We start from the raw sequence: 23,874 nt of genomic DNA on the forward strand, positions 1-23,874 counted from the left end.
CATCTGCCTAAGTTTTTTTATCTTTTACTTTCTTAAAAACGATAATAATTAAAAATAGGATACTAATAATCAAAGCATACTGCTTAATATATTCATGAATATTGATCCAGTTATTTCCTAATAGTATTCCTAAATATACTAGGATACTATTCCAAATAATTATTCCTAGTAAAGTATAAAAAGAGAAACAAAAAAAGTTCATTTTTGTTATTCCTGCTGGTAATGATATTATAGAACGGACAATGGGAATTAAACGTCCCGCAAAAATGGAAAGTTTGCCATATCGTTTAAACCATCTTAGGGAGTTTTCGAGAGAATTAGGCTTAAAATGAAAATAAACTAAGATTTGTTCTAGTTTGTTGACTTTAATTAAATAACCCATAAAATATAAGATAACAGATCCTAAATACGAACCTAAAGTAGCAACAATTACAACACCAGCGGGTTGTAATGAGGTTATTGTAGTTAAAAAGCCTCCAAAGGTTAAAATTATTTCACAAGGAATGGGTGGAAAGATGTTTTCTAAAGTGATTAAAATAAAAATAGCTTTATAGCCATAACTGTTAATTAAGGCGAGAATACTTGCCAGCATTATATGTCTCCTTTCTAGATAAAGGAAGTATTTTGTAAGCTAAATGAATTAACATATTATCAAATGGTAATAAGATAATAGTTGAAATTATATTAAAAAATGTATGCATATATGCTATTTGCATCATATGATTTGGAGTTAATGAGTGTATGAAGTCAATAAATGGAATAAAATATGATGCCATAAAGAAAATAATCGTTCCAATTATATTTATTAATATATGAATAATAGTAAGACGTTTAGAATTAGGATCACCATTTATAGAAGCTAATAAAGCAGTTATACAAGTGCCAATATTTTGTCCGTAAATAACATTTGTTGCCATAGTAAAATTAATTAGACCCTTTTGATATATTGTTTGTAAGACCCCTACAGATGCAGTTGAACTCTGAATAATTGCAGTAAAAATAGTTCCCACGATTATAGCTGTAATAGGATTATTTAATTTTGCAAACAGCTCAATAAAATAAGATGAACTTTGAAGCGGAATAAGGGCAACTGCCATTGTTTCCATAGCCAAAAAAATCAATCCTAAAGCCATGATCACCCGTCCTATATACATTAGTTTATTTTTAAATAGCATCAAAATTAAACCTATAACACAAAAATAAATTGCTGATTGTCCTAGATCTAATGCAATCAACAGTCCTGTAACAGTAGTACCAATATTTGCTCCAAGAATGATCCAGGTGGCTTGATTCAAAGTAATAAGATGACTATTTAATAAGCCAATCAAAACCACAGTAGTAGCTGAGGAACTGTGAATAACGGCGGTAATCGCAGTTCCAATCAATACACCAAGATATTTATTAGAAGTAGATTTATAAAGAATATTTCTTAATTTATCATTTGCTAAGATATCTAAACTTGAAGACATTAGGTGCATCCCGTATAAAAAAACGATAAGACTTAAAATAAATCCAACAATATTTTTAATAATAAGATCACATCCTTATTTAAGTATATTATTAAATATGTAAATAATGTTTATTTTCAAGATAATGATTAAATGCTACAATAAGAGAAAAGAGGAAGTGAGGTAATGAATTATAGTGCAATTGTATTATGTGCTGGTAAAGGCAGTAGGAGTGGCTTGAGTTATAATAAAATGTTATATCGTTTTAAAGATAAAACGGTCTATGAAATGACGATGAAAATATTTTTAAATGATGATAGATGTAAACAAATTGTTGTTGTAACTAAAGAAGATGAAATTAGCGATTTAAAAAAACTCATTTCATCTAGTAAAATAGATTATACTTTTGGGGGAAAAGAGCGGCAGGATAGTGTTTATAACGGCTTACAAATTGTAAATCAGGACTATGTTTTGATTCATGATGGGGCTAGGCCATATTTAAAAAATAAAAACGTAGATGATTTATTGCTTTGTTTAAATAATAATGATGCTTGTTTACTGATGGTTCCTGTAAAAGATACTATAAAAATGTGTAAAGGTGAAAATGTTATAGAAACGTTACCTAGAGAAACATTGATGCAGGCGCAAACACCTCAAGCTTTTAAAACAAGCCTAATTAAAGATTGTTACAAACTGGGAAAAATTAATAATTTTGCAGCTACTGATGATGCTTCATTGGTAGAACACTTTAAAATGGCTCCTGTAAAAGTTGTAATGGGAAGTTACGAAAATATTAAGATAACGACACCAGATGATTTATAAGATACCAAATTAGGTATCTTTATTTTTTACAAAAAATTATTTTTACTTATTGACGAAATTATTAGTATATGTTAATATACTAAACATAGTAATCCTATATATTAAGTAGGATTAGAAAGGAGATACGAAAATGAACACAACAAATAAGATTAACCAAAATATGATGTGTATGTGTAGCTGTATACAAATGTATAGAGTATATTTTCGTGTACGCAAATATTCTTAATCTTTTATTTTATTAAATTCAAGAAGGAGGATGTTCGCAATGAACATCCTTTTTTTAACATAGGGGGAAGAAAAATGAAAAAAGATTTATTACAAATTGAATTAGAAACCCAATTTAAATGGTTTCACGCTCATCCAGAATTATCTTATCAAGAATATGAAACAACTTTACGAATAAAAAAACTGCTGAAAGAGCATGATATTGAAATTTTAGATCTGCCATTAAATACAGGTTTGGTAGCAATAATTAGGGGAAAATATCCTGGACCAGTAATTGCGCTAAGAAGTGATATTGATGCTTTACCAGTTGATGAAGAAACTGATTTACAGTGGCGTTCTAAATCTGAGGGGAAAATGCATGCCTGTGGTCATGATTTTCATCTTACGACTATTTATGGAACTGCATTATTATTAAAGAAACAGCAAGAAAATATTCACGGAACAGTAAAATTAATTTTTCAACCAGCAGAAGAATCTTCACTAGGAGCTTTGAAAATTATTGAATCAAAAGCACTTGATGATGTAGAAGCAATTTTTGGGATTCATAGTTCATCGGTGTTTCCAGTTGGAACATTGGGTATAAAAACAGGAAGTATTACTGCTGCAGTAGATCGGTTTGAAATTAAATTAAAAGGATTTGGTACTCATGCAGCACATCCACAGCAAGGAAAAGATCCAATTGTAGCTTTAGGAGCTTTGATAAATGCTATACAAACGATAGTTAGTCGTAATACTGATCCGTTATCAAGTGGTGTTGTTAGTATTACTCATGTTGAAGCAGGGAAGACATGGAATGTAATCCCTGAAACAGCATTTTTAGAAGGGACAATTAGAACATTAGAATTAAATGACCGAAAACTTTATGAAGAACGTTTAAGAGAAATAGTAGAGTATATAGGCAAAGCATATCAAATTGATACAGAAGTTAAATGGATAGCAGGACCAGGGGCTGTAATCAATGATAAAGAGTGGAGTGATTTTGCAAAAAATGTAGCTAAGGAAGATGACATTAATGTAGCTTCAAGTGCAGTTTCTCTTGGTGGTGAGGATTTTGCTTTTTACCTGGAGAAAATCAAAGGAACATTTATTCAAATTGGAACAGGTAAGACATATCCTAATCACCATCCAAAATTTCAAGTTGATCCTAAAGCTTTATCATTTGCAGCTAAATATATGAGTCGATTAGCTGTTAAAGCCTTACTAAAAATAGAAGCAGAGGAGGAATATTGATGATTGAAATAGAACATGTTTCTAAAACTTTTCATACTCGTTTTGAAGAGGTTCATGCGTTACAGGATGTTTCTATCAAAGTAGAAAAAGGGGATATATTTGGTGTAATTGGTTATTCTGGAGCTGGGAAGTCAACATTAATTAGAATGGTAAATCTATTAGAAAAACCTGATCAAGGAAATGTTTTTATTGAAGGTAAAAATATCACGAATTATTCATCAAAAAAATTAAATAGATTAAGAAAAGAAATCGGGATGGTTTTTCAACAATTTAACCTATTAGATAGTCAAACAGTTTTTCAAAATATTGCTATTCCTTTGATTTTAGCAAAATATAATAAACAAGATATAAAGAAAAGAGTATACGAACTATTAGATTTCGTAGGTCTAAAGGATAAAAGTGATGTTTATGTTTCACAATTATCTGGAGGTCAAAAACAGAGAATCGGAATAGCACGAGCTTTAGCTACTAATCCTAAAATTTTGTTATGTGATGAGGCAACTAGTGCATTAGATCCAGAAACGACAGAATCAATCTTGTTATTGTTAAAAAAAATAAATATTGAATTAAATATTACTATTTTATTGATTACCCATGAAATGAATGTTATTAAGAAAATTTGTAATAAAGTAGCTGTAATGGAAAATGGAAAAATCTGTGAACAGGGGGATACAATAAAACTTTTTAGCAATCCGCAACAGGAAATAACTAAAAAGTTTGTTAAAACTGTAATCAACAGTTCGATACCAGAAACAATTCTAAGAAACTTAGATTATGCTGATCCAATTGTCAAATTAACTTTTTTTGGAAAAAATTCACAGGATTCTGTAGTTTCACAAATTAATAAACAGTTTAATGTTACAACGACTATTTTGTTTGCATCAGTTAATGAAATTCAAAATACGGTTTTAGGAATCTTGATTTTACAATTACAAGGAGATAAAAACGAAATTGATAAAGCAGAAAAATATGTAATTAAAAGGGGAATTGCGATTGAAAGGGTGGTGACTACAAATGAGCGATAATCTATTAAATGTTGGATCAGATAAACTAATAGATTGTGCAGTTCAGACGATCTATATGTTGGGCTGGGCTTTGTTTTTTGGAACAATAATTGGAATACCATTAGCCTTAGTTTTAGTTTTAACACGTAAAGATGGACTAAGGAGTAATCGGATAATCTATGGGATCGTCAATGGTATTGTAAATTTAGTTCGTTCAGTACCATTTGTTATTTTATTAGTATTTATTACTCCTTTAACCAAATCGTTAGTAGGAACAAGAATAGGAACTAAAGCTGCTATCGTTCCATTAGTTTTCTATATTGCACCATATTTAGCACGATTAATCGAAAGTTCGATACTTGAAGTTAAGCCAGGAATTTTAGAAGCAGCTACAGCATTAGGAGCAAATACTTTCGAAATAATTTGGTACTTTTTGTTACCAGAGGCTAAGGCTTCACTTGTTCTTGCGATAACTACCGGTACTATTGGATTACTTGGGGCTACAGCAATGGCTGGTACTATTGGTGGTGGAGGTATAGGTGATTTAGCACTAACCTATGGTTATCAACGTTTTAATAATGAATTAATGGTTGTGACAGTAATCATATTGATTATATTTGTGCAATTGATTCAAACATTAGGAAATTATATATCAAAAAAATTAAGAACACATAAATAAATTTAGGGGGAAGAAAAATGTTAAAGAAAATAATTTCAGTTTTTACAGTATTAGTTTTAGGATTTGTTTTTACTGCTTGTGGTTCAAATCAAACAAGTAACGATGAAAACAAAACAACGATTCGCTATGGTAAAGCAGCCGGACCGTATACAGTTTTATTCGAAGATGCGATAATTCCAATTTTAGAAAAACAAGGATATAAGTTTGAAGTAGTCGAGTTTTCAGACTTATTACAAAATGATATTGCATTAAATGAAGGTGAAATCGATGTTAATGTTGAACAGCATACAGCATATATGAATAATTTTAATGAGTCACAAAATGGAGAATTAGTTGCTTTGGGCGCTATTCCAACTGTTCCAGCGGGAATTTTTTCCCAAACACATAAAGATTTAAATGAAATCGAAAAAGGAGCTAAAATAGCGGTGCCAAATGATGCAGCCAATACAGCTCGTGCTTATGCTTTACTACAAAAAGCAGGATGGATAGAATTGGATCCAAGTAAAGATATTTCTACAGTAACGCAAAATGATATAACAAAAAATTTATATGATATAAAATTTACTGAAATGGATTCTACAATGATTCCACAATCATTAGATGAATTTGCTTATGCTGTAATCACTGGATCAATCGTCTATAATGCTAAAATCGATCCATCAACTGCATTGTTACAAGAAGATATCTTAGATCACTTGTTACTTCAAGTTGTAGTAAGAAAAGATAATAAAGATAGTAAATGGGCAAAAGATATTGTAAAAGCATATCAATCTGATGAATTTAAAGAGTATTTAGATAAAAATAATGATGGTTTATGGTATGTTCCAGAATATAATTAATGTTGGAGGCACGATATATGTATAAAATAGAAACAAAGTGTATTCATGGAAAGGAATCTGATTGTTTAACTAAATCATATGGAGCTGTTGCTGTTCCTATTTATCAAACCGCAATGTTTTCTCATCCAGGAATTGGTCAAAATCAAGGATATGATTATTCAAGAGAAAGTAATCCTACTAGAAGTTATTTAGAAGAGATTATAAAAACACTAGAAGGCGCTGTAGATACAGTTGCCTGTTCTAGTGGGATGTCAGCAATTTCTATCTGTTTATCATTGTTTGATCCTGGTGATCATATTATTTGTGGTGATGATTTATATGGTGGATCAGTAAGAATGTTTAATTTTTATAATCATTTTGGTTTAGAATTTTCATATGTAAATACAGCAGATACTAATGCAATTGAAAAAACAATTAAGCCGCAAACTCGTGCTATATATATTGAAACTCCAAGTAATCCTTTAATGAAAATTAGTGATTTAAGAAAAATCGGACAAATAGCTAAACAAAATAATTTACTTTTAATTGTTGATAATACATTTTTATCACCTTATTTACAAACACCATTAGAGCTGGGAGCAGATATAGTAATTCATAGTGGTACAAAATTTTTAAGTGGTCATAATGATGTTATTGCTGGGGTGATTTCTACTTCTAGTGATAAACTTGCAAAAAAAATAAGAGAAATATACAAAACTAAAGGATGTTGTTTATCACCATTTGATAGTTATTTATTAATTAGAGGTATAAAAACACTGGCAATTCGTCAAGATTGCCAACAAGAAAATGCTGTTAAAATTGCTGACTGGTTATCTCGCCAAAAAAAGATTACACAAGTTTATTACCCAGGACTAAAAACACATCCAGGATATGAGATAAATAAATCACAGGCTAGAGGAGCAGGAAGTATGATTTCATTTAGAGTTGATTCATCAAGCACTGCCCGTAGAATTTTAGAAAATGTAAAAGTTATTACCTATGCTGAAAGCTTAGGAGGAGTAGAAACTTTGATAACTTATCCGATGATTCAAACACATAGCGATGTTCCTGAAGAAATAAGGCAAGAGTTGGGAATAACAGATGACTTTTTAAGATTATCAGTAGGAATTGAAAATATTGATGATTTACTTGCAGATTTATCTCAAGCAATAGGGAAATAGTGATGGTTTATAATTTTGATCAAGTAATTGAAAGAAAAAATACATTATCTTTAAAATATGATTTTTCAAAAGAACGTGGAAAACCAGAAGACATTTTACCTCTTTGGGTGGCTGACATGGATTTTATGACGACAAATGAAGTAATTAGTGAGTTAAAAAAATATGTAGAATTAGGTGTTTATGGTTATAGTGAAAGTAAAGAAGATTATTTTAAAGTTATTCAAAATTGGTATCAAAGATATTTTCAATGGTATTTAAAACCTTCCTGGCTAATCAAAACTCCAGGAGTCGTATTTGCGATTTCAGCAGCTATTAGAGCTTATACTAAAGAAAATGATAGCATCATTATTCAAACACCAGTATATTATCCTTTTTATGAAGTTATATTAGATAATAAACGTAATTTAGTAACCAATCCATTATTATTGAAGAATGATCATTATGAAATTGATTTTATAGATTTTGAAAGAAAGATTATTGAAAATAATGTAAAATTGTTTATTTTGTGCAGTCCTCATAATCCAGTTGGAAGAGTATGGCGTAAAGATGAATTGATTAATTTAGGTAATATATGTTTAAAGCATAATGTAAAAGTAATAAGTGACGAGATTCATTGTGATTTTACTTATCCAGGGCATAAACACTATGTATTTGCTTCATTAGATCCACAATTTTTAATGAACACAGTAACATGTACTTCTCCAAGCAAAACATTTAATCTTGCTGGATTGCAAGTTTCTAATATATTTATTCCAAATTTAAAAATGAAAAAAGATTTTGAAAAAGCTGTTGTACAAACAGGATATAGTCAATTAAATTTATTTGGTATAGTTGCCTGTAAAGCTGCATATGAATTTGGAGATATTTGGCTTGAGGAATTAAAAGTGTATTTAATTCGAAATCTTAAATATATTAGGAACTTTTTGAAAAATGAGTTACCATTAGTAAGTTTAATTGAACCTGAAGGAACTTATTTAGTTTGGCTTGATTTTCGTAAATTAAATTTATCAGAAGAAGAATTAGAAAAATTAATTGTTGAAAAAGCTGGATTATGGTTAGATAGTGGTAAAATGTTTGGTATTGAAGGAGTTGGTTTTCAGCGGATAAATATAGCATGTCCGCTATCAATTTTAGAAAAAGCATTGTTTAATTTAAAAAAGGCGTTGTCAAAATAACAAGTTGAATATAAAAAAAGAAAATAGAATAATGAAAGAAGTAGTTATCATTTAAATTTTAAATAATTTTGTAGTAATGATAAAACAAAAACTAATAGAATCATTATATATCTTAATTCTAGTTTCATTTTACAATACAGGGCATGCAAAATAACAAAACTCAAAATAAAAATTTATTGCCTTAAATCAATTAATGTGTTATTATGAATGAGCATGTAAAATATTTTATTTACTGCCTGCTTATTTTATAAAATAAGCCAATAGACCATAGGAGGTATAAAAATGAACAAGTATGAAATTATGTTTATTGTAAAACCCGATGTTGAAGAAGACGCAAGAAACAAATTAATCGAAAGCTTTAAAGGAATCTTAACAGCTAACGGTGGAACTGTTGATAACGTTGACGAATGGGGATTACGTGATTTAGCTTATGAAATCCAAGATTTTAAAAAAGGATATTATGTAGTTGTTGATACAACATGTACAGCTGCGGATATTGCTGAATTTGAACGTTTATCAAATATTAATTCATCTATGTTACGTCATTTAACTCTTCGTAAATAATAGGAGGTTACTAAATGATAAATAGAGTAGTCTTAGTTGGTCGGATGACTAGAGATCCAGAACTTAGGAGAACTGGTCAGGGTGATGCAGTTACGTCATTTACATTAGCAGTAAATCGTAACTATACATCAAGAGACGGTCAGCAACAAGCTGATTTTATTAATTGTGTTGTTTGGCGTAAGCCAGCTGAGAATGTAGAAAGATATTGTTCTAAAGGTAGTTTAGTTGGTGTTGAAGGAAGAATCCAAACGCGGAGCTATGATAATGCTCAAGGACAAAGAGTATATGTTGTAGAAGTTGTATGTGATAGTGTTCAATTTTTAGAGACAAAAGCAGCACGAGAAAGAGTACAATCTCAAGTTCAAATGCAACAGCCGCAAAGTAATGATAATTTTTATGATATGAAAACGGTTGAATTGGAGAAAGAATTTGATAACTCACTAAACACATATGATATTATGGAAGATGATATTCAGTTTTGATGAAAGGAGTTAAAAATATGGCATTTAGAAAACAAAGAATGGGTAGAAAAAAAGTTTGTTATTTTACAAAAAATAATATTACTTATATTGATTATAAAGATGTTGAATTATTAAAAAGATTTGTTTCAGCTAATGGAAAGATTATTCCAAGACGTGTAACAGGAACTAGCGCTAAATATCAAAGAATGTTAGCAACTGCTATTAAACGCGCCCGTCAAATGGCTTTATTACCATACGTTGGTGATTAATTGATACTAAAAATCCTTGATAAAATCAAGGATTTTTCTTTTCTTGAGGTGTCGTTGACATCATTTTGACATCACTTGTTAAATTATCTAATTTTTGAATTAATTCATTTTTCTTTGTTGGATATAAATGACTATAAATTTTCATAACTGTTCTACATTATCACCAAGCCTATCTGCAACAAGTAAAGGATTATATCCCATATTGATTAATAATGAGGCATGACAGTGTCTAAAGCTATGAACTGTAATTTCAGGAAGATTTGCTTTCTTTTGAGCTTTTTTTAATCTATCTCTTAGTTTTACATAATGGTGCATAAAAATATAGGTATCATCAGATACATCGTATAATGTATCTATATAATCTTTAAGAATTTGAATAAGAAATTTAGATATTTCAATTTTTCTTATACTTTTTGGTGTTTTAGGTGATGTAATGACATCTTTTGCTTGAAGTCTTTGATATGACTTATCAATATTGATAATACCTTTATCAAGGTCTATATCCTTTCTAGTTAAGGCAAAAAGCTCACCTTTTCTCATACCTGTATAATAAAGTGTTGTAAAAATAGCAACATCTGCTTGATCATCAAAACATTGTATGAGTTTATTAAATTCTTCTAAAGTGTAAACCTGCATTTCTTTGCTTTTATGACTACCAATACATCTGCTGTTTTTGGAAAAAAGGAAGGTAGGACTGCAATCCAATGATCCTTTCTTTTTGTATGCCGATCTCCTTAAACATAATAATAAAACAGTTGAGATAATTTGCATATTAATTTATCAAATTATTTCAGCTGTTTTTTTTATATTTATTAATTTAATTTGATTTGTTCCTGTCTTTTTTTGTTTATATAATGTGCTAATCAACAGCTTATGTTAAAGGGAATAATTTTTCTACTATAGATAATGTAAAACGTCAGATTATCAATCTTTATGAGGAAGATTTTAAAAAAATAGATTCCTCTGGTAAAATATCTGCATTATATCATTCAATTCCTGCACAGTTGGCAAGGGATCAAAAAAAATATCGTATTTCATCTGCACTAGGGAAGAGAGTTACCGTTAGAGAAGAAGAATTATTATTTGATTTAATTGATTCAAAAACTGTATTACCCTGCTATAATTCTACAGATCCTAGAGTAAGTCTATCATTAACTAAAGATATGGACAGTTATAAACTTTATTTGTCTGATACAGGATTATTTGTAACACTTATGTTTATAGATAGACCTATTGTAGAAAATGAAATATATGCTAAACTTCTTTCTGATAAATTGCCAGCGAATCTAGGATATTTATATGAAAACTTAATGGCACAATTATTAGTATCAATGGATAGAGAATTATATTATCATACATGGGAAAAAGAGGGAAGTACCCATTATTATGAGGTGGATTTCTTAATTTCAGAAGGAACTAAGATTTCTGCTATAGAAGTCAAATCATCAGGAATGGGAAAATATGAATCAATTCAAGAATTTGCAAAAAAATATTCAAAACATATCAATAAGTGTTATGTTTTTTCGCAAAAAGATTATCAGCAAGAAAAAAATATACAGTTTATGCCTATATACTTAGCACCATTTATATAAAAAATTATATTAAATTAAAAAGAGTTGCAAATAGAAAATTTCACAGGTAAATTATCACAATTTATTAAACATTATAATGAGAATTGACTGATAGTATACAAAATATCTATCTTTAAAAAAATAGTTTAAGTGATCCTGTTATGGTACTAAAAAATTTATTAAATAAAAATAATAGCTATAAATTCACAAAAAAATGTAATACATAGACTAAAAATCAATGAAAATAATGCTTATAAAATAAAGGTTATTATACGTTGGTTATTAATTAAAATCAGGCTAAATAAAGGGAGTAGAAAGATTCATAAATATTAGAAAAATTTAGTTTTAAATGGTAAGTAGCATATAATTGCTGCTTTTTATTATTTTGTATTTAATGAAAACAGTTAGTAAATTTTAATTACATCATATAATCATTAATTTGAAATGTCTGATAAAAAGATAAATCAGCATATACATCTTGTTATCATGAATTTAATTAATTATTTGAATACAAATAGAATACAGATGGTTAGATACTAATATTTAAAAATCAATCATAATAGTAAAATTTCAGTAGTTAAATTTAAAATTATTAAATATGATAGATGAAATGGTAGAATAATTAATTAAACAAACTTGTATAGCTGTATTATATATATTATAAAAATGAGTAGAAATTCAATCTGCATTGTAAAATCGGTTTAATGAAACATATTAAAAACGACATACTCAATTCTTTTAGTGTTATAATATAAATGAAATAATGGAGGTTGGATAAATGAACGATAAAGAATTAATTAAAAAAATTGGAAAAGAAGTTACAGATAGTTTAGTTAGTCTTTATGGAAAAAAGATAAAAAGCATCATTCTTTATGGCTCTTATGCTAGAGATGATAATGACGAACAATCAGATATGGATATTATGGTTCTATTTGATTGTCCTTATGAAGAAACTCTTAATTTTAGTGATGATATAAGTGAAATAGCTAGTGAAATTGGGCTAGAAAATGATATATTTGTGTCTATTCTTTTTAGAGATATAAATTCATTTAAATATCGATGTAATGTACTTCCTTTTTATCAAAATATAGTTAGAGAGGGTCAAACACTTTATAGGGCAAATTAGAATAGATTTATCTAGGTACTGTTTAGAAAAAATTATTCTAACGTATTAAATTAGTAAAAAGCTCAGCTAATTGTCTTATTATTTGATATTCTGTGTTGTATTAGATGGTGTAAATTTCAAAAAAAGATTTTGCTGTAAGCTCATATTTTAGAAAAATTATAATAAAAACTTACCTACTTTTTTCTATTGAATCTATAGCAAGAGCAATTTCATTTAATATGGCTATTAATAATGTTTTTTCATAGGGCAAGAGATTTTCATCTTGTTCTATTTCAATACCTATTACAGCATAAACGATATTATTTTTTCTAATAGCTAAATATAATGCTTGAGCATCTGATAATGTACCAGTTGATGCGCCGGCATTTTTATTGTTTGAAAATACCCATTTAGCAACAGCTGTTTCTTTGGAAGATAGCAATCTTTTTTTCAAGTTTTCTGTTATATGTTGAGGGTAAATAATAGGTTTTTGCAATTCTTGATTTTTTACTGGATAAAATATAATTGTACGATTAAGCATCTTGTTTAATTGATAATATGTTTCTCTCATAATTTCTTCATAGCTATTTGCTAATTGAAGTTTTTTGCTTGTTTGTAAAAGAATTTCTAAACTATGAGAACGAAGAGATGCTAGGATATTTTCTTTTTTTAACCGGCTCCCCATTGTACTAATAGATAATGATACAACGATCATAACTAAAAAAATAATAAGATATTCTTTAGAAAATATAATAAGAGAAAAGCGTGGTTCAATAAATAAAACATCTATGAGAATAATACTAATAAATGTTCCTATTAAATTATAAATAGGATAGTAAGTTATCATTCCAATAAAACAGGAAGCTAATATATAAAATAAAATAATATTCGTTATATTTAAGTTAAGATGATAAATGATAAAAGCTAATACAGTTGTTATAGTAAGTGTAGTAATAGTAATAAATGTTTCACGCAAAGAAAATTTAAAAAAGTTATTTAAATCAAGATGTTTTTTTTGAGCAGCTGATTGAACATCGGGAATAATAAAAATTTCAAGATCGGGTGCTAATTTTGTTAATTGATCTACAATTGTAATATTTTTAAATATTGATGGCTTTTGATAAGAACGACCTAATACTAACTTAGATACATTACTTGTTTTAGCATATTGACTAATTTGATAAGCAATATCATCCCCATAAGTAGATATAATATCTGCTTTTAAATGATGTGCAAGTAATAAATTTGATTGTAATTGCTGTGATGACTTTTTTGACATATTATTACTTTTTGATGTTTCAACATATAGTGCTGTAAGATCTGCATGAAATGCTTTAGCCATTCTTGCTGCTGTTCGAATGACTTTTTGATTAGTAGGAGAAGTTCCTAAACACACCATAATATGTTCTTTTGAAAAGGGTTTATTTTGATTAGAGTTAATAAGATTGATTCGATCTGCGCATCGTCTTAAAGCAATCTCTCTTAAAGCTATTAAATTGTTTTTTATAAAAAAGTTTTCTAGAGCCTTTTTTGCTTGGTTATGACTATAAATTTTTCCCTTTTTTAGACGTTCGATCAAGTCTTCAACCTCAATATCAATAAGTTTTATATCATCTGCATCATCAAAAATATAATCTGGGATTCGTTCATTAACTTTGATATGTGTGATACTTTCTACAATATCATGAAGACTTTCTAAATGTTGAACATTAACTGTAGTATAAACATCGATTCCTGATTTTAAAAGTTCTTCAATATCACTATATCTTTTTTTATGCCTTGAACCATTTATATTAGTATGGGCAAGTTCATCAACAAGAATAAGTTCTGGTCTTCTTTTTAAGGCTGCATCTAAATCAAATTCATAAAATAAATGATTTTTATACATGATAGGCCTTTTATCTAGTTGTTCTAAACCATAAATGAGATCAGTAGTTTCTTTTCTATCATGAGGTTCAATATATCCGATTACAACATCAATACCTTGTACTGACTTTTGTTGTGCTTCTTCTAACATGGCATATGTTTTTCCAACACCAGCACAATATCCAAAGAATATTTTTAATTTTCCATATTGTTGATTCAACTTTGACCCTCCCTATATATATTTATATTATTTATTTTACATAAATTATGGTATTCGAAAAGTTTTTTACCATAATTTTAATGTTATTTTAATTTTGATATCATTTCTTTTAATACAGTTTTTATTTTGCCTATGATAGTATCAAGATATCCTATAGAAGTCTAAGAAGAAGGATAAATTGTAAAGTAATTATTTACATACATTATTTTCTCTTTTTACTTAGAAAAATAGCAAATATGGATAGCTAATAGATTGAAATGGAGGGAAATATGAAAGATATTGGAATGATATTTATTATTGTTTTTTTATTTTATATGATGAAGCTTTTCGCTGATTGGATTGATAATTTTATTAGTAAAAAGTAGAGGAGGATTAAAAATGTTATTATTAGTAATTTTAATTATATTATTATTTTGTTACTTGATTTATGCATTGATCAATCCTGAAAAATTTTAGGATGGAGGAATTTTTATGTTACAGGTGATATGCACATTACTCATTTTTTTAGTCATTATGTTTCCAATAGGGAGATATCTATACCATATAACAACACATAAAAAAACATTTGCTGATCCTGTCTTTGATTTAGTAGACAACACTTTATATAAAATATTGAAAATCGATATATCACAGATGGAATGGAAAAAATATGCTTTGACCCTATTATTAGTCAATACTTGTTTAGTATTTGTAGGATATTTAATTTTAAGAATACAGTCTATAGGAATCTTCAATCCAAATGGAATTAGTTCAATGGAAGAATCTTTATCTTTCAACACAATTATTTCATTTATGACAAATACTAATCTTCAACATTATTCAGGTGAATCTAGTTTATCTTATTTATCGCAGATGTTTGTTATTATTATGATGATGTTCACTTCTGCTGCATCAGGATATGCTGCTTGTGTAGCGATGGTTAGAGGGATTTTAGGTAAATCAATGGGAAATTTTTATGTTGATTTTATTCGTATCATTACACGATTTTTATTACCATTATCTTTAATAGTTGGATTATTTTTAGTATCACAAGGGGTACCACAAAATTTAGATTCGAATATTACTTTGACAACGATTGAAGGGAAACTTCAAGATATTGCTTCTGGACCAATCGTAGCACTAGAATCAATAAAACATTTAGGAACAAACGGCGGGGGCTTTTTAGGTGCTAATTCTTCAACACCATTAGAAAATCCAAATATTCTCACTAATATCGTAGAACTATATTCTATGATGTTATTACCAGGTTCTTGTGTTTTTGTATTTGGACATATGGTTTATGATAAGTTTCAAGAAAAAAATTTAACGAAATTAGTTACAATTAAAAAGAATAAATTACAAAATTTATGTCATAAGATGAGCTTTGGTAAAGAAGGACGTACAATTTTTGTTAGTATGTCAATATTATTCGTAATTGGACTAAGTTTATGCTTTTATAGTGAAAGCCAGGGAAATGCAGCTGTAGAAAATCAGGGTATTATTCAAACACTAGGAAATATGGAAGGTAAAGAGGTACGTTTTGGCATTGCTCAATCTTCATTGTTTACAACTGTGACTACTTCATTTACAACAGGGACAGTTAATAATATGCACGATACGTTAACCCCTTTAGGAGGGTTAGTGCCACTATTGCATATGATGTTGAATGTTGTTTTTGGTGGGGCTGGTGTTGGTTTAATGAATATGCTTATCTATGTTATTCTTGCTGTTTTCATATGTGGATTAATGATTGGTAGAACACCAGAGTATCTAGGAAAGAAAATAGAAGGTAAAGAGATGAAAATGGTAGCCTTATGCATTATTATTCATCCATTGCTTATTTTAGGATTTAGTGCTATGGCTATCTCGATACAATCAGGATTAGAGGGTATTATCAATCCTGGCTATCATGGTTTAACTCAGGTTTTATATGAGTTTTCCTCAGCAGCAGCAAACAATGGATCTGGATTTGAGGGATTAGCTGATAATTCATTTTTTTGGAATATAACTACTGGACTTGCTATGTTTTTTGGAAGATATTTATCGATCATTATTCAGCTTGGTATTGCTGGAAGCTTAATGAATAAGATGGATATTAATGAAACAGTAGGAACATTAAAAACTAATACAGTTTCATTTGCAATTATTTTAGTTTTTATTGTTTACATTTTTGCAGCATTAACATTTTTACCATCATTGGCTTTAGGACCACTATCAGAGTTTTTAACTTTATAAAGTGAAAGGAGATAATGATATGAGTTATCGGACTAAATCAAAGTTTATAACACACGAAATACTTTGGTCATCAATTAAAGGAGCTTTTGTAAAACTTAATCCCATGTATATGATAAAAAATCCAGTTATGTTTGTTGTGGAAGTAGGTTTTGTTGTGTGTGTCATTCTGACGTTTTTTCCACATATTTTTAATGATGAAGGAAGTAATTTAAGTTTATATAATGGAATTGTTGCATTTGTATTATTTATTACGTTACTGTTTGCTAATTTCGCAGAATCGGTTGCTGAAGGACGTGGAAAAGCACAAGCAGAAACATTAAAAAAGACAAAAAAAGATACTAAGGCAAGAATTATTTTAGAAGATGATACAGAAAAAATAATTTCTTCTAATGATTTAAATAAAGGAGATATTATTTTGGTTAAAGCAGGGGAACTGATTCCTAGTGATGGAGAAATTGTCGAAGGGATTGCGAGTATTGATGAATCAGCTATTACTGGTGAATCGGCACCAGTAACAAAAGAAAGTGGTGGTGATTTTGCTTCTGTTACAGGTGGAACAACAGTGGTTTCTGATTGGCTTAAAATTGAAATTACAGCTGAACCTGGTCATTCGTTTCTTGATAAAATGATTTCTTTAGTTGAAGGTGCTTCTAGGCAAAAAACACCCAATGAAATAGCTTTAAATACATTACTTGTTTCTTTGACTATTATTTTTTTGATTGTTATTGTTACCTTATATCCAATGGCATCTTATTTAAATGTAAAAATTTCAATTTCGACCCTTATTGCTTTAACTGTTTGTTTGATTCCTACAACGATCGGAGCATTATTAAGTGCTATTGGAATTGCGGGAATGGATCGTGTTACTCGCTTTAATGTTATTGCTATGTCAGGAAAAGCGGTTGAGGCTTGTGGTGATGTGGATACAATGATTTTAGATAAAACTGGAACAATAACTTATGGAAATAGATTAGCAAGTGATTTTATACCTGTTGATAATGTTGATAAAAAGGAACTCATTGATGTTGCCTGCATTGCTTCATTAGATGATGAAACTCCAGAAGGGAAATCAACAGTCAAATTAGCAAGAAATTTAGGATCAAAAATAAAAAATGAAGATTATCAAGATGGTCAACTTATTGAATTTACTGCTGCGAGTAAAATGAGTGGGATAGATACTAGTGATGGGCATAAAATTCGTAAAGGAGCTGGAGATGCCATTATTAAATATGTTAAAGAAAATAATGGATCTGTACCTAAAGACCTGTCTCAAAAAGTGGATCAAATATCTCAGTTAGGTGGTACACCGTTAGTTGTTTGTATAGATTATAAAATTTTAGGTGTTATTTATTTAAAAGATACCGTTAAACCAGGATTAGTTGAGCGTTTTGAACGTTTAAGAAAAATTGGGATAAAAACAATTATGTGTACAGGTGATAATCCTTTAACAGCTGCGACTATTGCAGCGGAAGCAGGAGTAGATGGTTATATTGCTGAATGTAAACCGGAGGATAAAATTGAAGCTATAAAAAAAGAACAAAATGAAGGCAAACTTGTTGCGATGACAGGTGATGGAACCAATGATGCACCAGCTCTTGCACAGGCAGATGTTGGAATTGCTATGAATAGTGGAACTTCAGCTGCTAAAGAAGCAGCAAATATGGTTGATCTTGATTCAGATCCAACTAAAATATTAGAAGTTGTTGAAATTGGTAAACAATTATTAATTACAAGAGGTTCATTAACAACTTTTTCTATTGCTAATGATATTGCAAAATATTTTGCAATTATACCTGCTATATTTACTGTAGCAATTCCTCAAATGAATGTATTGAATATTATGAGGCTTTCTTCTCCATCAAGCGCAGTTCTTTCAGCTCTTATCTTTAATGCTGTAATTATTCCATGCCTTATTCCTTTAGCTATGAAAGGTGTTAAATATAAACCAATGAGTGCATCACGGATGTTAGGAAGAAATATGCTTATTTATGGATTGGGTGGGGTAATTTGTCCTTTTTTAGGAATAAAAACTATAGATGTTATTATTTCACCATTATTATCACTGTTAGGATTGTAGGAGGAAGATCATGAAAAAATTTTTAAAACATTTTAAAACAGCACTGGTTGTTTCTATTGCAATGTTTATCATTTGCGGTTTTATTTATCCAATGGTTTTAACAGGAATATCACAAGTTATTTTTTCTGATCAAGCTAATGGAAGTTTAATAGAAAATGAATCTGGTAAAGTAGTTGGCTCATCTCTTGTAGGACAAGATTTTACAGATGAAAGATTGTTTCATTGTCGCCCATCAGCATATAATTACAATACTTATACTGAAGAAGATAAAGAAAATGGTGATTATAATGGTGTGTCTTCAGGAAGTGATAACTATTCATCAAGCAACCCCGAATTGGAAAAACGTATAAGTGAAGATATTGATGAGTTTTTAAAAGAAAATCCAACGGTTAAAAAAGAAGATATCCCTTCAGATATAGTTACAGCTTCAGGATCAGGATTAGATCCACATATTTCTGTAGAGGCTGCAACAGTACAAATTGATCGAATTGCAACAAATACAGGATTATCTAAAGAAAAATTAAAGAAATTAATTGAAGAAAATACAGAAGATAAGTTTTTAAAAATCTTTGGAGAAAAAAAGGTTAATGTTTTAAAACTTAACTTATCTTTATGGGAAGAAATTTCATAGATTGAAAAATAAAGGTCAATTTTATTTTAATTAAATTGACCTTTCAAAATAATATAAATAACTTGCAAAGTTTATAGATTTATTTAATAATATTTAAAAAATTTTAATAAATAATATTTGATATAGAGGTGAATGACAAATGAGCCAAGAAATTAAGATACTTATTGTAGAAGATGATGGACCAATCCGTAATCTTATTTCAACAGCATTACAAACAAATCAATATAAATATGATCTTTCTGTAAATGGTACGACCGCATTATTAGCATTATCGACCCATCATTATGATATTGTATTACTTGATTTAGGATTACCAGATAAAGATGGAGTTGAAATAATTAAGCAATTCCGTACGTTTTCAATAACACCTATAATTGTAATAAGTGCAAGATCCAGCGCTGAAGATAAAATACAGGTTTTAGATGCTGGTGCGGATGATTATCTTACAAAACCATTTAGTGTTGAAGAGTTATTGGCAAGAGTACGTTCAACATTAAGACGTTCACAATATTTAGAAATGCAAAAAGGAATACAAGACGATATTGTTTTTGTCAATGGTGATCTTAAAATTGATTATCCTTCAAGAACGGTTTATTTTCAAAATAAAGAAATTCATTTAATGCCTATTGAATATGAATTATTATGTTTACTTTCTCGAAATGTTGGTAAAGTTTTAACTCATCAATATATACTAGATAAAGTTTGGACTAATACCATAGAATCAGATTTGTCATCACTAAGGGTATATATGACAACATTGAGAAAAAAGATTGAGAAGAAAAGTGATAAAAAATATATACAAACGTATATTGGTGTTGGTTATAAAATGATAAAAATGAATGATGATAAAGGAAATGAGAAATGACAAAAGAAAAATTGGGATCATTAACGATATTTTTAGGATGTAATGATACTGTTATGGAAAGTATGATGTTTCAAGGTAAACTTTTAAAAGATAAGGGGTATCGTGTATATATTGGATGTCTTGAAAAATTAAAACAGTCAAGCTATAGTGAGTTTCAATCACATATTGATTCGACCATTCATTTCGAACATATTTATCAAAATAATCCCCAAATTGTCTTGATAGATAATTTTTATTTAGAAGTTGATCAACAAATAAAAATCTATGGAGATATAAGAACTTTATTAGAAAAAGGATATGATGTCTATACTTGCATTAATGCAGAAATATTTCAAATACAAAATATTCAAAATAAAATATTTGAAAATTTACTTATTAGCGCAGATCATGTTATTTTTTTAGATGAAGATAAAGAAAATGAACGATTATATAAGCTTGCTAAAAGTAAGTATTTAGAATGGGTAAAGCAAAAAGATTTATTGGTATATCGAGATGAGAGGCCTTTTCAAGAACATATATTAGTATGTATATCTCCGTCTCCATCATGTCGAAAAGTCATATTTAAAGCATTAGATTTAGCTCTATGTTCTCATTCTCGGATAACTGCATTGTATGTCTCAACTTTAAATAGGAATGAGATGAATGAAGATGATCAAAAACAATTACAAAATAATATTGATTTAGCAGAAAATCTTGGCATAAAAGTAAAAATTGTTTATGCTGAAGATGAGGTTAAGCAGATCATAGAATTTGCTCAATTAACAGGTGTTTCTAAAATAGTTATTGAAAAGAGTATTAGAAGTAAAGGGAGATTATTAAAAAGTCAGTTGATCAGTAATCAATTGGCTTCTAAATTAAATAGTATTGAAATTTATATTGTTCCAGTATATGAAAGTTATCATTTTAAAATGAAAAGAGAAAATTTTCATTTTATTAAAAAAGATTTTATTTTAAGTATTATTATTTTAGCGATATGTACGATCATAGGATTTATTTTTTTTAAGTTTGGATTTAATGATTCAAATATAATTATGTTTTATATATTAGGAGTATTTCTTATAGCAATTTTAACTGCAAGTAAAATATATAGTATTATTTTTTCTTTGATCAGTGTTTTAGTTTTTAATTTTTTCTTTACATTTCCTAGATTAAGTTTATCTGTATATGAAACAGGGTATCCGATAACATTTTTAATTATGTTTATTGTTGCATTTATGACAAGTCATTTAGCAGCACGTATTCAGCGAAATGCTAAATTTTCATCTAATATTGCAGAAAGAACAAAAATATTGTTAGAAACAAATCAAATGTTACAAAAAGAAATATCAAAGGAAGGTATCATTAAGAAAAGTTGTGAGCAGTTGCATAAATTACTTAATCGGGATATTATTTTTTATTCAGTTAATAATGATGAATTAGGTGAATTATTTGTTTTACCCAATCAAAATCAGAGTCATATAGATGAATGTTTTTCATCAAATGAAATAGGTGTAGCAAAATGGGTTATTACCCATAATAAACATGGTGGAGCATCGACACGATATTTACCGTCAGGGAAATATTTATATCTAGCGGTTCAGATAAACAAAAAAGTATATGGTGTTGTTGGTATTTATTTGAATAAGGATAGGTTAGACTCGTTTGAAAATGATATGTTGTTGGCTATACTTGGAGAGATCGCATTTGCTTTAGAAATTGAAAAGGTAATATATGAAAAAAATAAAGCTGATTTAAAAGCAAAAAATGAACAATTGCGAGCAGATTTATTACGATCAATTTCTCATGACTTAAGAACACCATTAACTTCTATTTCTGGGAATGCAGACATTTTGATGGCAAATGATAATCTTTTATCGAAGGAAAATAAACAAAAATTATATGCTGATATATATGATGATTCATTATGGTTGATCAATTTAGTTGAAAATTTATTATCTATAACAAGAATAGAGGATAAAACGATTCAGCTAAAAATAGAACCGCAGGTTATAGAGGAAATCATTTTAGAAGCATTAGAACATGTTAGTCGTAAAAAATCAGAGCATCATATTCATTTACAATTAGATGATGAATTATTAATAGCTGATATAGATGCACGTCTTATTATTCAGGTGATTATTAATATTGTTGATAATGCAATTAAATATACACCGAAGGAATCAAATATTACAATTCATTCATATTATAAAAGAAGCATGGTATATGTTGAAATTTGGGATGATGGTCCTGGTATACCTGATGATGAGAAACAAAAAGTATTTGATAAATTTTATAGTAGAAATAATAATATTGTTGATGGTAAAAGAAGTATGGGGTTAGGATTAGCACTATGTAAATCTATTATAAATGCACATGGCGGATCTATCGATATTTTTGATTGTAATCCACATGGATCTTTATTTAGATTCACATTACCTGCAACTAAAATAAATTATATGTAATTTTTTATTCAAATTATGAGGTTGGGGTTCCGACCTTTTAATATTTTAAAAAATATATGTGATTTTTCAATACATTGATAATTTAACGTTTTTATTTCTTTTTGATTTAAATTATAAAATTTCTCACAAGAATCTCACACTAAATAGATAAATCTCACACCCTTTTCACAGTACTTTTATTACAATAAAAGTATAGAGGAGGGTTATCATGAAACCAAATGAAAGTGAAGAGTATTTAGAACTTGAACAACAGAGTTTAAAGATTAAAGAAGTTTTGAAATTCAATCAAGAAAAAGGATATAAAATGATTATGGAATTATTATGCTATTATCCGCATGCTCCACAACCTCAGAATTTGTTAGGAATCTATGCTGAAAAACATGGTGACATCCTTTTAGCTATGAAGCATTATCGTGCAGGCTGGGATTTATCGCCGTGGTATCGTCCATCACGTTTTAATATAGAGCGAATTGCAGAAGAGAAAAAGCAATATCCATATTTTTGTGATCAGGATGTAGAGGTTTTTCAACAACAGAAAAAGAAAAAAATTTAGGAGGAGATTAAGGATGTTAAGTTTATTTCAAAAAAGTGGAATACACAAAATAGTCATTATCGGGTGTGGTCGTTTAGGGGCGAGTCTTGCTAATTCATTATATGAGCAAGGCAGGCAGGTGATCATAATTGATAAAAATGAAGATGCTTTTAGAAAGTTGAATTCGTCTTTTGGCGGATTGACACTTGTTGGAGATGCAACTAATCTAGATGTTTTTAAGCAGCTGGAAGTAGATAAGAATACTATTTTTATTGTTGTTACAAATAACGATAATATTAATATTATGGTTTCTCAAATGGCTAGAGAACTTTATTGTCTAGATAATATTATTTGTCGTTTGTATGATCCACAAAGAGAATGTGTTTATGATGAATTTCATATCAATACGATTTGTCCAACATATTTATCAGTCCATGAAATTCAATCAATATTAAATCAAAAAGGAGTTTGATTAA

General features: G+C 28.7%; 24 protein-coding genes. 20 read left to right on the plus strand and 4 right to left on the minus strand.

The features are described from left to right. Positions 1 to 7: 7 nt before the first annotated feature. Together BR82_RS0102480 and BR82_RS15025 are read right to left on the minus strand one after the other, a co-directional pair. The gene (locus BR82_RS0102480) at positions 8 to 592 is read right to left on the minus strand and encodes a DedA family protein (protein ID WP_027088883.1); all 585 of its coding nucleotides are present in this window, start codon (positions 590 to 592) and stop codon (positions 8 to 10) included. After that, positions 564 to 1,532, minus strand: coding sequence for a Na/Pi cotransporter family protein (locus BR82_RS15025; RefSeq protein ID WP_335324199.1), 969 nt, complete (start codon positions 1,530 to 1,532; stop codon positions 564 to 566). Before BR82_RS15025 ends, BR82_RS0102480 begins: the two co-directional genes overlap by 29 nt. A gap of 102 nt (positions 1,533 to 1,634) precedes the next feature. On the opposite strand from BR82_RS15025, the gene ispD reads away from it, so the two are divergent. The 10 genes from ispD (at position 1,635) to rpsR (ending at position 9,876) form a co-directional block, all read left to right on the plus strand. Continuing rightward, positions 1,635 to 2,270 carry a 2-C-methyl-D-erythritol 4-phosphate cytidylyltransferase gene (ispD, locus tag BR82_RS0102490; protein ID WP_027088884.1) on the plus strand — a complete coding sequence of 212 codons (636 nt, stop codon included), beginning with the start codon at positions 1,635 to 1,637 and terminating at the stop codon, positions 2,268 to 2,270. A gap of 300 nt (positions 2,271 to 2,570) precedes the next feature. Continuing rightward, the gene (locus BR82_RS0102495; RefSeq protein ID WP_027088885.1) at positions 2,571 to 3,725 is read left to right on the plus strand and encodes an amidohydrolase; all 1,155 of its coding nucleotides are present in this window, start codon (positions 2,571 to 2,573) and stop codon (positions 3,723 to 3,725) included. Then, a complete protein-coding gene (locus BR82_RS0102500) occupies positions 3,725 to 4,750 on the plus strand; it encodes a methionine ABC transporter ATP-binding protein (protein WP_027088886.1) in 1,026 nt (341 codons plus the stop codon). The genes BR82_RS0102495 and BR82_RS0102500 overlap by 1 nt, the downstream gene beginning before the upstream one ends. Next, positions 4,740 to 5,408, plus strand: a complete 669-nt coding sequence (locus BR82_RS0102505) for a methionine ABC transporter permease (RefSeq protein WP_027088887.1) — start codon at positions 4,740 to 4,742, stop codon at positions 5,406 to 5,408. Before BR82_RS0102500 ends, BR82_RS0102505 begins: the two co-directional genes overlap by 11 nt. A 17-nt stretch (positions 5,409 to 5,425) precedes the next feature. Then, entirely contained in the window at positions 5,426 to 6,247 is an 822-nt protein-coding gene (locus BR82_RS0102510) for a MetQ/NlpA family ABC transporter substrate-binding protein (RefSeq protein ID WP_027088888.1), read from the plus strand. A gap of 17 nt (positions 6,248 to 6,264) precedes the next feature. Continuing rightward, the gene (locus BR82_RS0102515) at positions 6,265 to 7,407 is read left to right on the plus strand and encodes a trans-sulfuration enzyme family protein (RefSeq protein WP_034863981.1); all 1,143 of its coding nucleotides are present in this window, start codon (positions 6,265 to 6,267) and stop codon (positions 7,405 to 7,407) included. 2 nt (positions 7,408 to 7,409) lie between these two features. Next, entirely contained in the window at positions 7,410 to 8,582 is a 1,173-nt protein-coding gene (locus BR82_RS0102520) for a MalY/PatB family protein (RefSeq protein ID WP_027088890.1), read from the plus strand. Between the two features lie 282 nt (positions 8,583 to 8,864). Continuing rightward, positions 8,865 to 9,146 carry a 30S ribosomal protein S6 gene (gene rpsF, locus BR82_RS0102525; RefSeq protein ID WP_027088891.1) on the plus strand — a complete coding sequence of 94 codons (282 nt, stop codon included), beginning with the start codon at positions 8,865 to 8,867 and terminating at the stop codon, positions 9,144 to 9,146. A gap of 14 nt (positions 9,147 to 9,160) precedes the next feature. Continuing rightward, positions 9,161 to 9,628: a single-stranded DNA-binding protein gene (gene ssb / locus BR82_RS0102530; protein WP_027088892.1), complete on the plus strand. Its 468-nt coding sequence runs from the start codon at positions 9,161 to 9,163 to the stop codon at positions 9,626 to 9,628. 17 nt (positions 9,629 to 9,645) lie between these two features. Continuing rightward, complete coding sequence (gene rpsR / locus BR82_RS0102535; RefSeq protein ID WP_004610903.1) at positions 9,646 to 9,876, plus strand: 30S ribosomal protein S18; 231 nt, start codon at positions 9,646 to 9,648, stop codon at positions 9,874 to 9,876. A gap of 141 nt (positions 9,877 to 10,017) precedes the next feature. Here rpsR and BR82_RS15030 read toward each other — a convergent pair whose 3' ends face one another. Further along, positions 10,018 to 10,647, minus strand: a complete 630-nt coding sequence (locus BR82_RS15030) for a site-specific integrase (protein ID WP_084300668.1) — start codon at positions 10,645 to 10,647, stop codon at positions 10,018 to 10,020. Between the two features lie 182 nt (positions 10,648 to 10,829). On the opposite strand from BR82_RS15030, the gene BR82_RS15035 reads away from it, so the two are divergent. Then, the gene (locus BR82_RS15035) at positions 10,830 to 11,468 is read left to right on the plus strand and encodes a DUF4143 domain-containing protein (RefSeq protein ID WP_418080434.1); all 639 of its coding nucleotides are present in this window, start codon (positions 10,830 to 10,832) and stop codon (positions 11,466 to 11,468) included. A gap of 757 nt (positions 11,469 to 12,225) precedes the next feature. Continuing rightward, positions 12,226 to 12,573: a nucleotidyltransferase family protein gene (locus BR82_RS0102550; RefSeq protein ID WP_034863987.1), complete on the plus strand. Its 348-nt coding sequence runs from the start codon at positions 12,226 to 12,228 to the stop codon at positions 12,571 to 12,573. A 169-nt stretch (positions 12,574 to 12,742) separates the two neighbouring features. On the opposite strand, the gene BR82_RS0102555 is transcribed toward BR82_RS0102550, so the two are convergent. After that, positions 12,743 to 14,638: a DUF4118 domain-containing protein gene (locus BR82_RS0102555; protein ID WP_027088894.1), complete on the minus strand. Its 1,896-nt coding sequence runs from the start codon at positions 14,636 to 14,638 to the stop codon at positions 12,743 to 12,745. 378 nt (positions 14,639 to 15,016) lie between these two features. Here BR82_RS0102555 and kdpF point away from each other — a divergent pair, with 378 nt between their 5' ends. The 8 genes from kdpF to BR82_RS0102595 all read left to right on the plus strand — a co-directional run bounded on the left by kdpF (position 15,017) and on the right by BR82_RS0102595 (position 23,870). Then, entirely contained in the window at positions 15,017 to 15,094 is a 78-nt protein-coding gene (kdpF, locus tag BR82_RS17905; RefSeq protein WP_418080435.1) for a K(+)-transporting ATPase subunit F, read from the plus strand. A 15-nt stretch (positions 15,095 to 15,109) separates the two neighbouring features. Next, positions 15,110 to 16,852, plus strand: a complete 1,743-nt coding sequence (locus tag BR82_RS0102565; RefSeq protein ID WP_027088895.1) for a potassium-transporting ATPase subunit KdpA — start codon at positions 15,110 to 15,112, stop codon at positions 16,850 to 16,852. Positions 16,853 to 16,871: 19 nt separating this feature from the next. Then, positions 16,872 to 18,929, plus strand: coding sequence for a potassium-transporting ATPase subunit KdpB (gene kdpB, locus BR82_RS0102570; protein WP_027088896.1), 2,058 nt, complete (start codon positions 16,872 to 16,874; stop codon positions 18,927 to 18,929). Between the two features lie 10 nt (positions 18,930 to 18,939). Beyond that, positions 18,940 to 19,560 carry a potassium-transporting ATPase subunit KdpC gene (gene kdpC, locus BR82_RS0102575; protein ID WP_027088897.1) on the plus strand — a complete coding sequence of 207 codons (621 nt, stop codon included), beginning with the start codon at positions 18,940 to 18,942 and terminating at the stop codon, positions 19,558 to 19,560. A gap of 139 nt (positions 19,561 to 19,699) precedes the next feature. Then, positions 19,700 to 20,425: a response regulator transcription factor gene (locus tag BR82_RS0102580; RefSeq protein ID WP_027088898.1), complete on the plus strand. Its 726-nt coding sequence runs from the start codon at positions 19,700 to 19,702 to the stop codon at positions 20,423 to 20,425. Further along, entirely contained in the window at positions 20,422 to 22,866 is a 2,445-nt protein-coding gene (locus BR82_RS16595) for an ATP-binding protein (protein WP_147590199.1), read from the plus strand. Before BR82_RS0102580 ends, BR82_RS16595 begins: the two co-directional genes overlap by 4 nt. Before the next feature lie 208 nt (positions 22,867 to 23,074). Then, positions 23,075 to 23,419 (plus strand): hypothetical protein, encoded by a 345-nt coding sequence (locus tag BR82_RS0102590; protein ID WP_051592719.1) that lies wholly within the window; start codon positions 23,075 to 23,077, stop codon positions 23,417 to 23,419. Between the two features lie 13 nt (positions 23,420 to 23,432). Then, entirely contained in the window at positions 23,433 to 23,870 is a 438-nt protein-coding gene (locus BR82_RS0102595) for a potassium channel family protein (RefSeq protein WP_051592720.1), read from the plus strand. Positions 23,871 to 23,874 lie beyond the last annotated feature (4 nt).

The sequence above is a fragment of the Thomasclavelia saccharogumia DSM 17460 genome, from assembly GCF_000686665.1.
GTDB classification, from domain to species: Bacteria; Bacillota_I; Bacilli_A; order Erysipelotrichales; family Coprobacillaceae; genus Thomasclavelia; species Thomasclavelia saccharogumia.

Coding starts and splice junctions, on each gene's coding strand:
- BR82_RS0102480 (WP_027088883.1), bottom strand. CDS start 592: ATGCTGGCAAGTATTCTCGCCTTAATTAACAGTTATGGCTATAAAGCT.
- ispD (WP_027088884.1), top strand. CDS start 1,635: ATGAATTATAGTGCAATTGTATTATGTGCTGGTAAAGGCAGTAGGAGT.
- BR82_RS0102495 (WP_027088885.1), top strand. CDS start 2,571: ATGAAAAAAGATTTATTACAAATTGAATTAGAAACCCAATTTAAATGG.
- BR82_RS0102500 (WP_027088886.1), top strand. CDS start 3,725: ATGATTGAAATAGAACATGTTTCTAAAACTTTTCATACTCGTTTTGAA.
- BR82_RS0102505 (WP_027088887.1), top strand. CDS start 4,740: ATGAGCGATAATCTATTAAATGTTGGATCAGATAAACTAATAGATTGT.
- BR82_RS0102510 (WP_027088888.1), top strand. CDS start 5,426: ATGTTAAAGAAAATAATTTCAGTTTTTACAGTATTAGTTTTAGGATTT.
- BR82_RS0102515 (WP_034863981.1), top strand. CDS start 6,265: ATGTATAAAATAGAAACAAAGTGTATTCATGGAAAGGAATCTGATTGT.
- BR82_RS0102520 (WP_027088890.1), top strand. CDS start 7,410: ATGGTTTATAATTTTGATCAAGTAATTGAAAGAAAAAATACATTATCT.
- rpsF (WP_027088891.1), top strand. CDS start 8,865: ATGAACAAGTATGAAATTATGTTTATTGTAAAACCCGATGTTGAAGAA.
- ssb (WP_027088892.1), top strand. CDS start 9,161: ATGATAAATAGAGTAGTCTTAGTTGGTCGGATGACTAGAGATCCAGAA.
- rpsR (WP_004610903.1), top strand. CDS start 9,646: ATGGCATTTAGAAAACAAAGAATGGGTAGAAAAAAAGTTTGTTATTTT.
- BR82_RS15030 (WP_084300668.1), bottom strand. CDS start 10,647: ATGCAAATTATCTCAACTGTTTTATTATTATGTTTAAGGAGATCGGCA.
- BR82_RS0102550 (WP_034863987.1), top strand. CDS start 12,226: ATGAACGATAAAGAATTAATTAAAAAAATTGGAAAAGAAGTTACAGAT.
- kdpF (WP_418080435.1), top strand. CDS start 15,017: ATGTTATTATTAGTAATTTTAATTATATTATTATTTTGTTACTTGATT.
- BR82_RS0102565 (WP_027088895.1), top strand. CDS start 15,110: ATGTTACAGGTGATATGCACATTACTCATTTTTTTAGTCATTATGTTT.
- kdpB (WP_027088896.1), top strand. CDS start 16,872: ATGAGTTATCGGACTAAATCAAAGTTTATAACACACGAAATACTTTGG.
- kdpC (WP_027088897.1), top strand. CDS start 18,940: ATGAAAAAATTTTTAAAACATTTTAAAACAGCACTGGTTGTTTCTATT.
- BR82_RS0102580 (WP_027088898.1), top strand. CDS start 19,700: ATGAGCCAAGAAATTAAGATACTTATTGTAGAAGATGATGGACCAATC.
- BR82_RS16595 (WP_147590199.1), top strand. CDS start 20,422: ATGACAAAAGAAAAATTGGGATCATTAACGATATTTTTAGGATGTAAT.
- BR82_RS0102590 (WP_051592719.1), top strand. CDS start 23,075: ATGAAACCAAATGAAAGTGAAGAGTATTTAGAACTTGAACAACAGAGT.
- BR82_RS0102595 (WP_051592720.1), top strand. CDS start 23,433: ATGTTAAGTTTATTTCAAAAAAGTGGAATACACAAAATAGTCATTATC.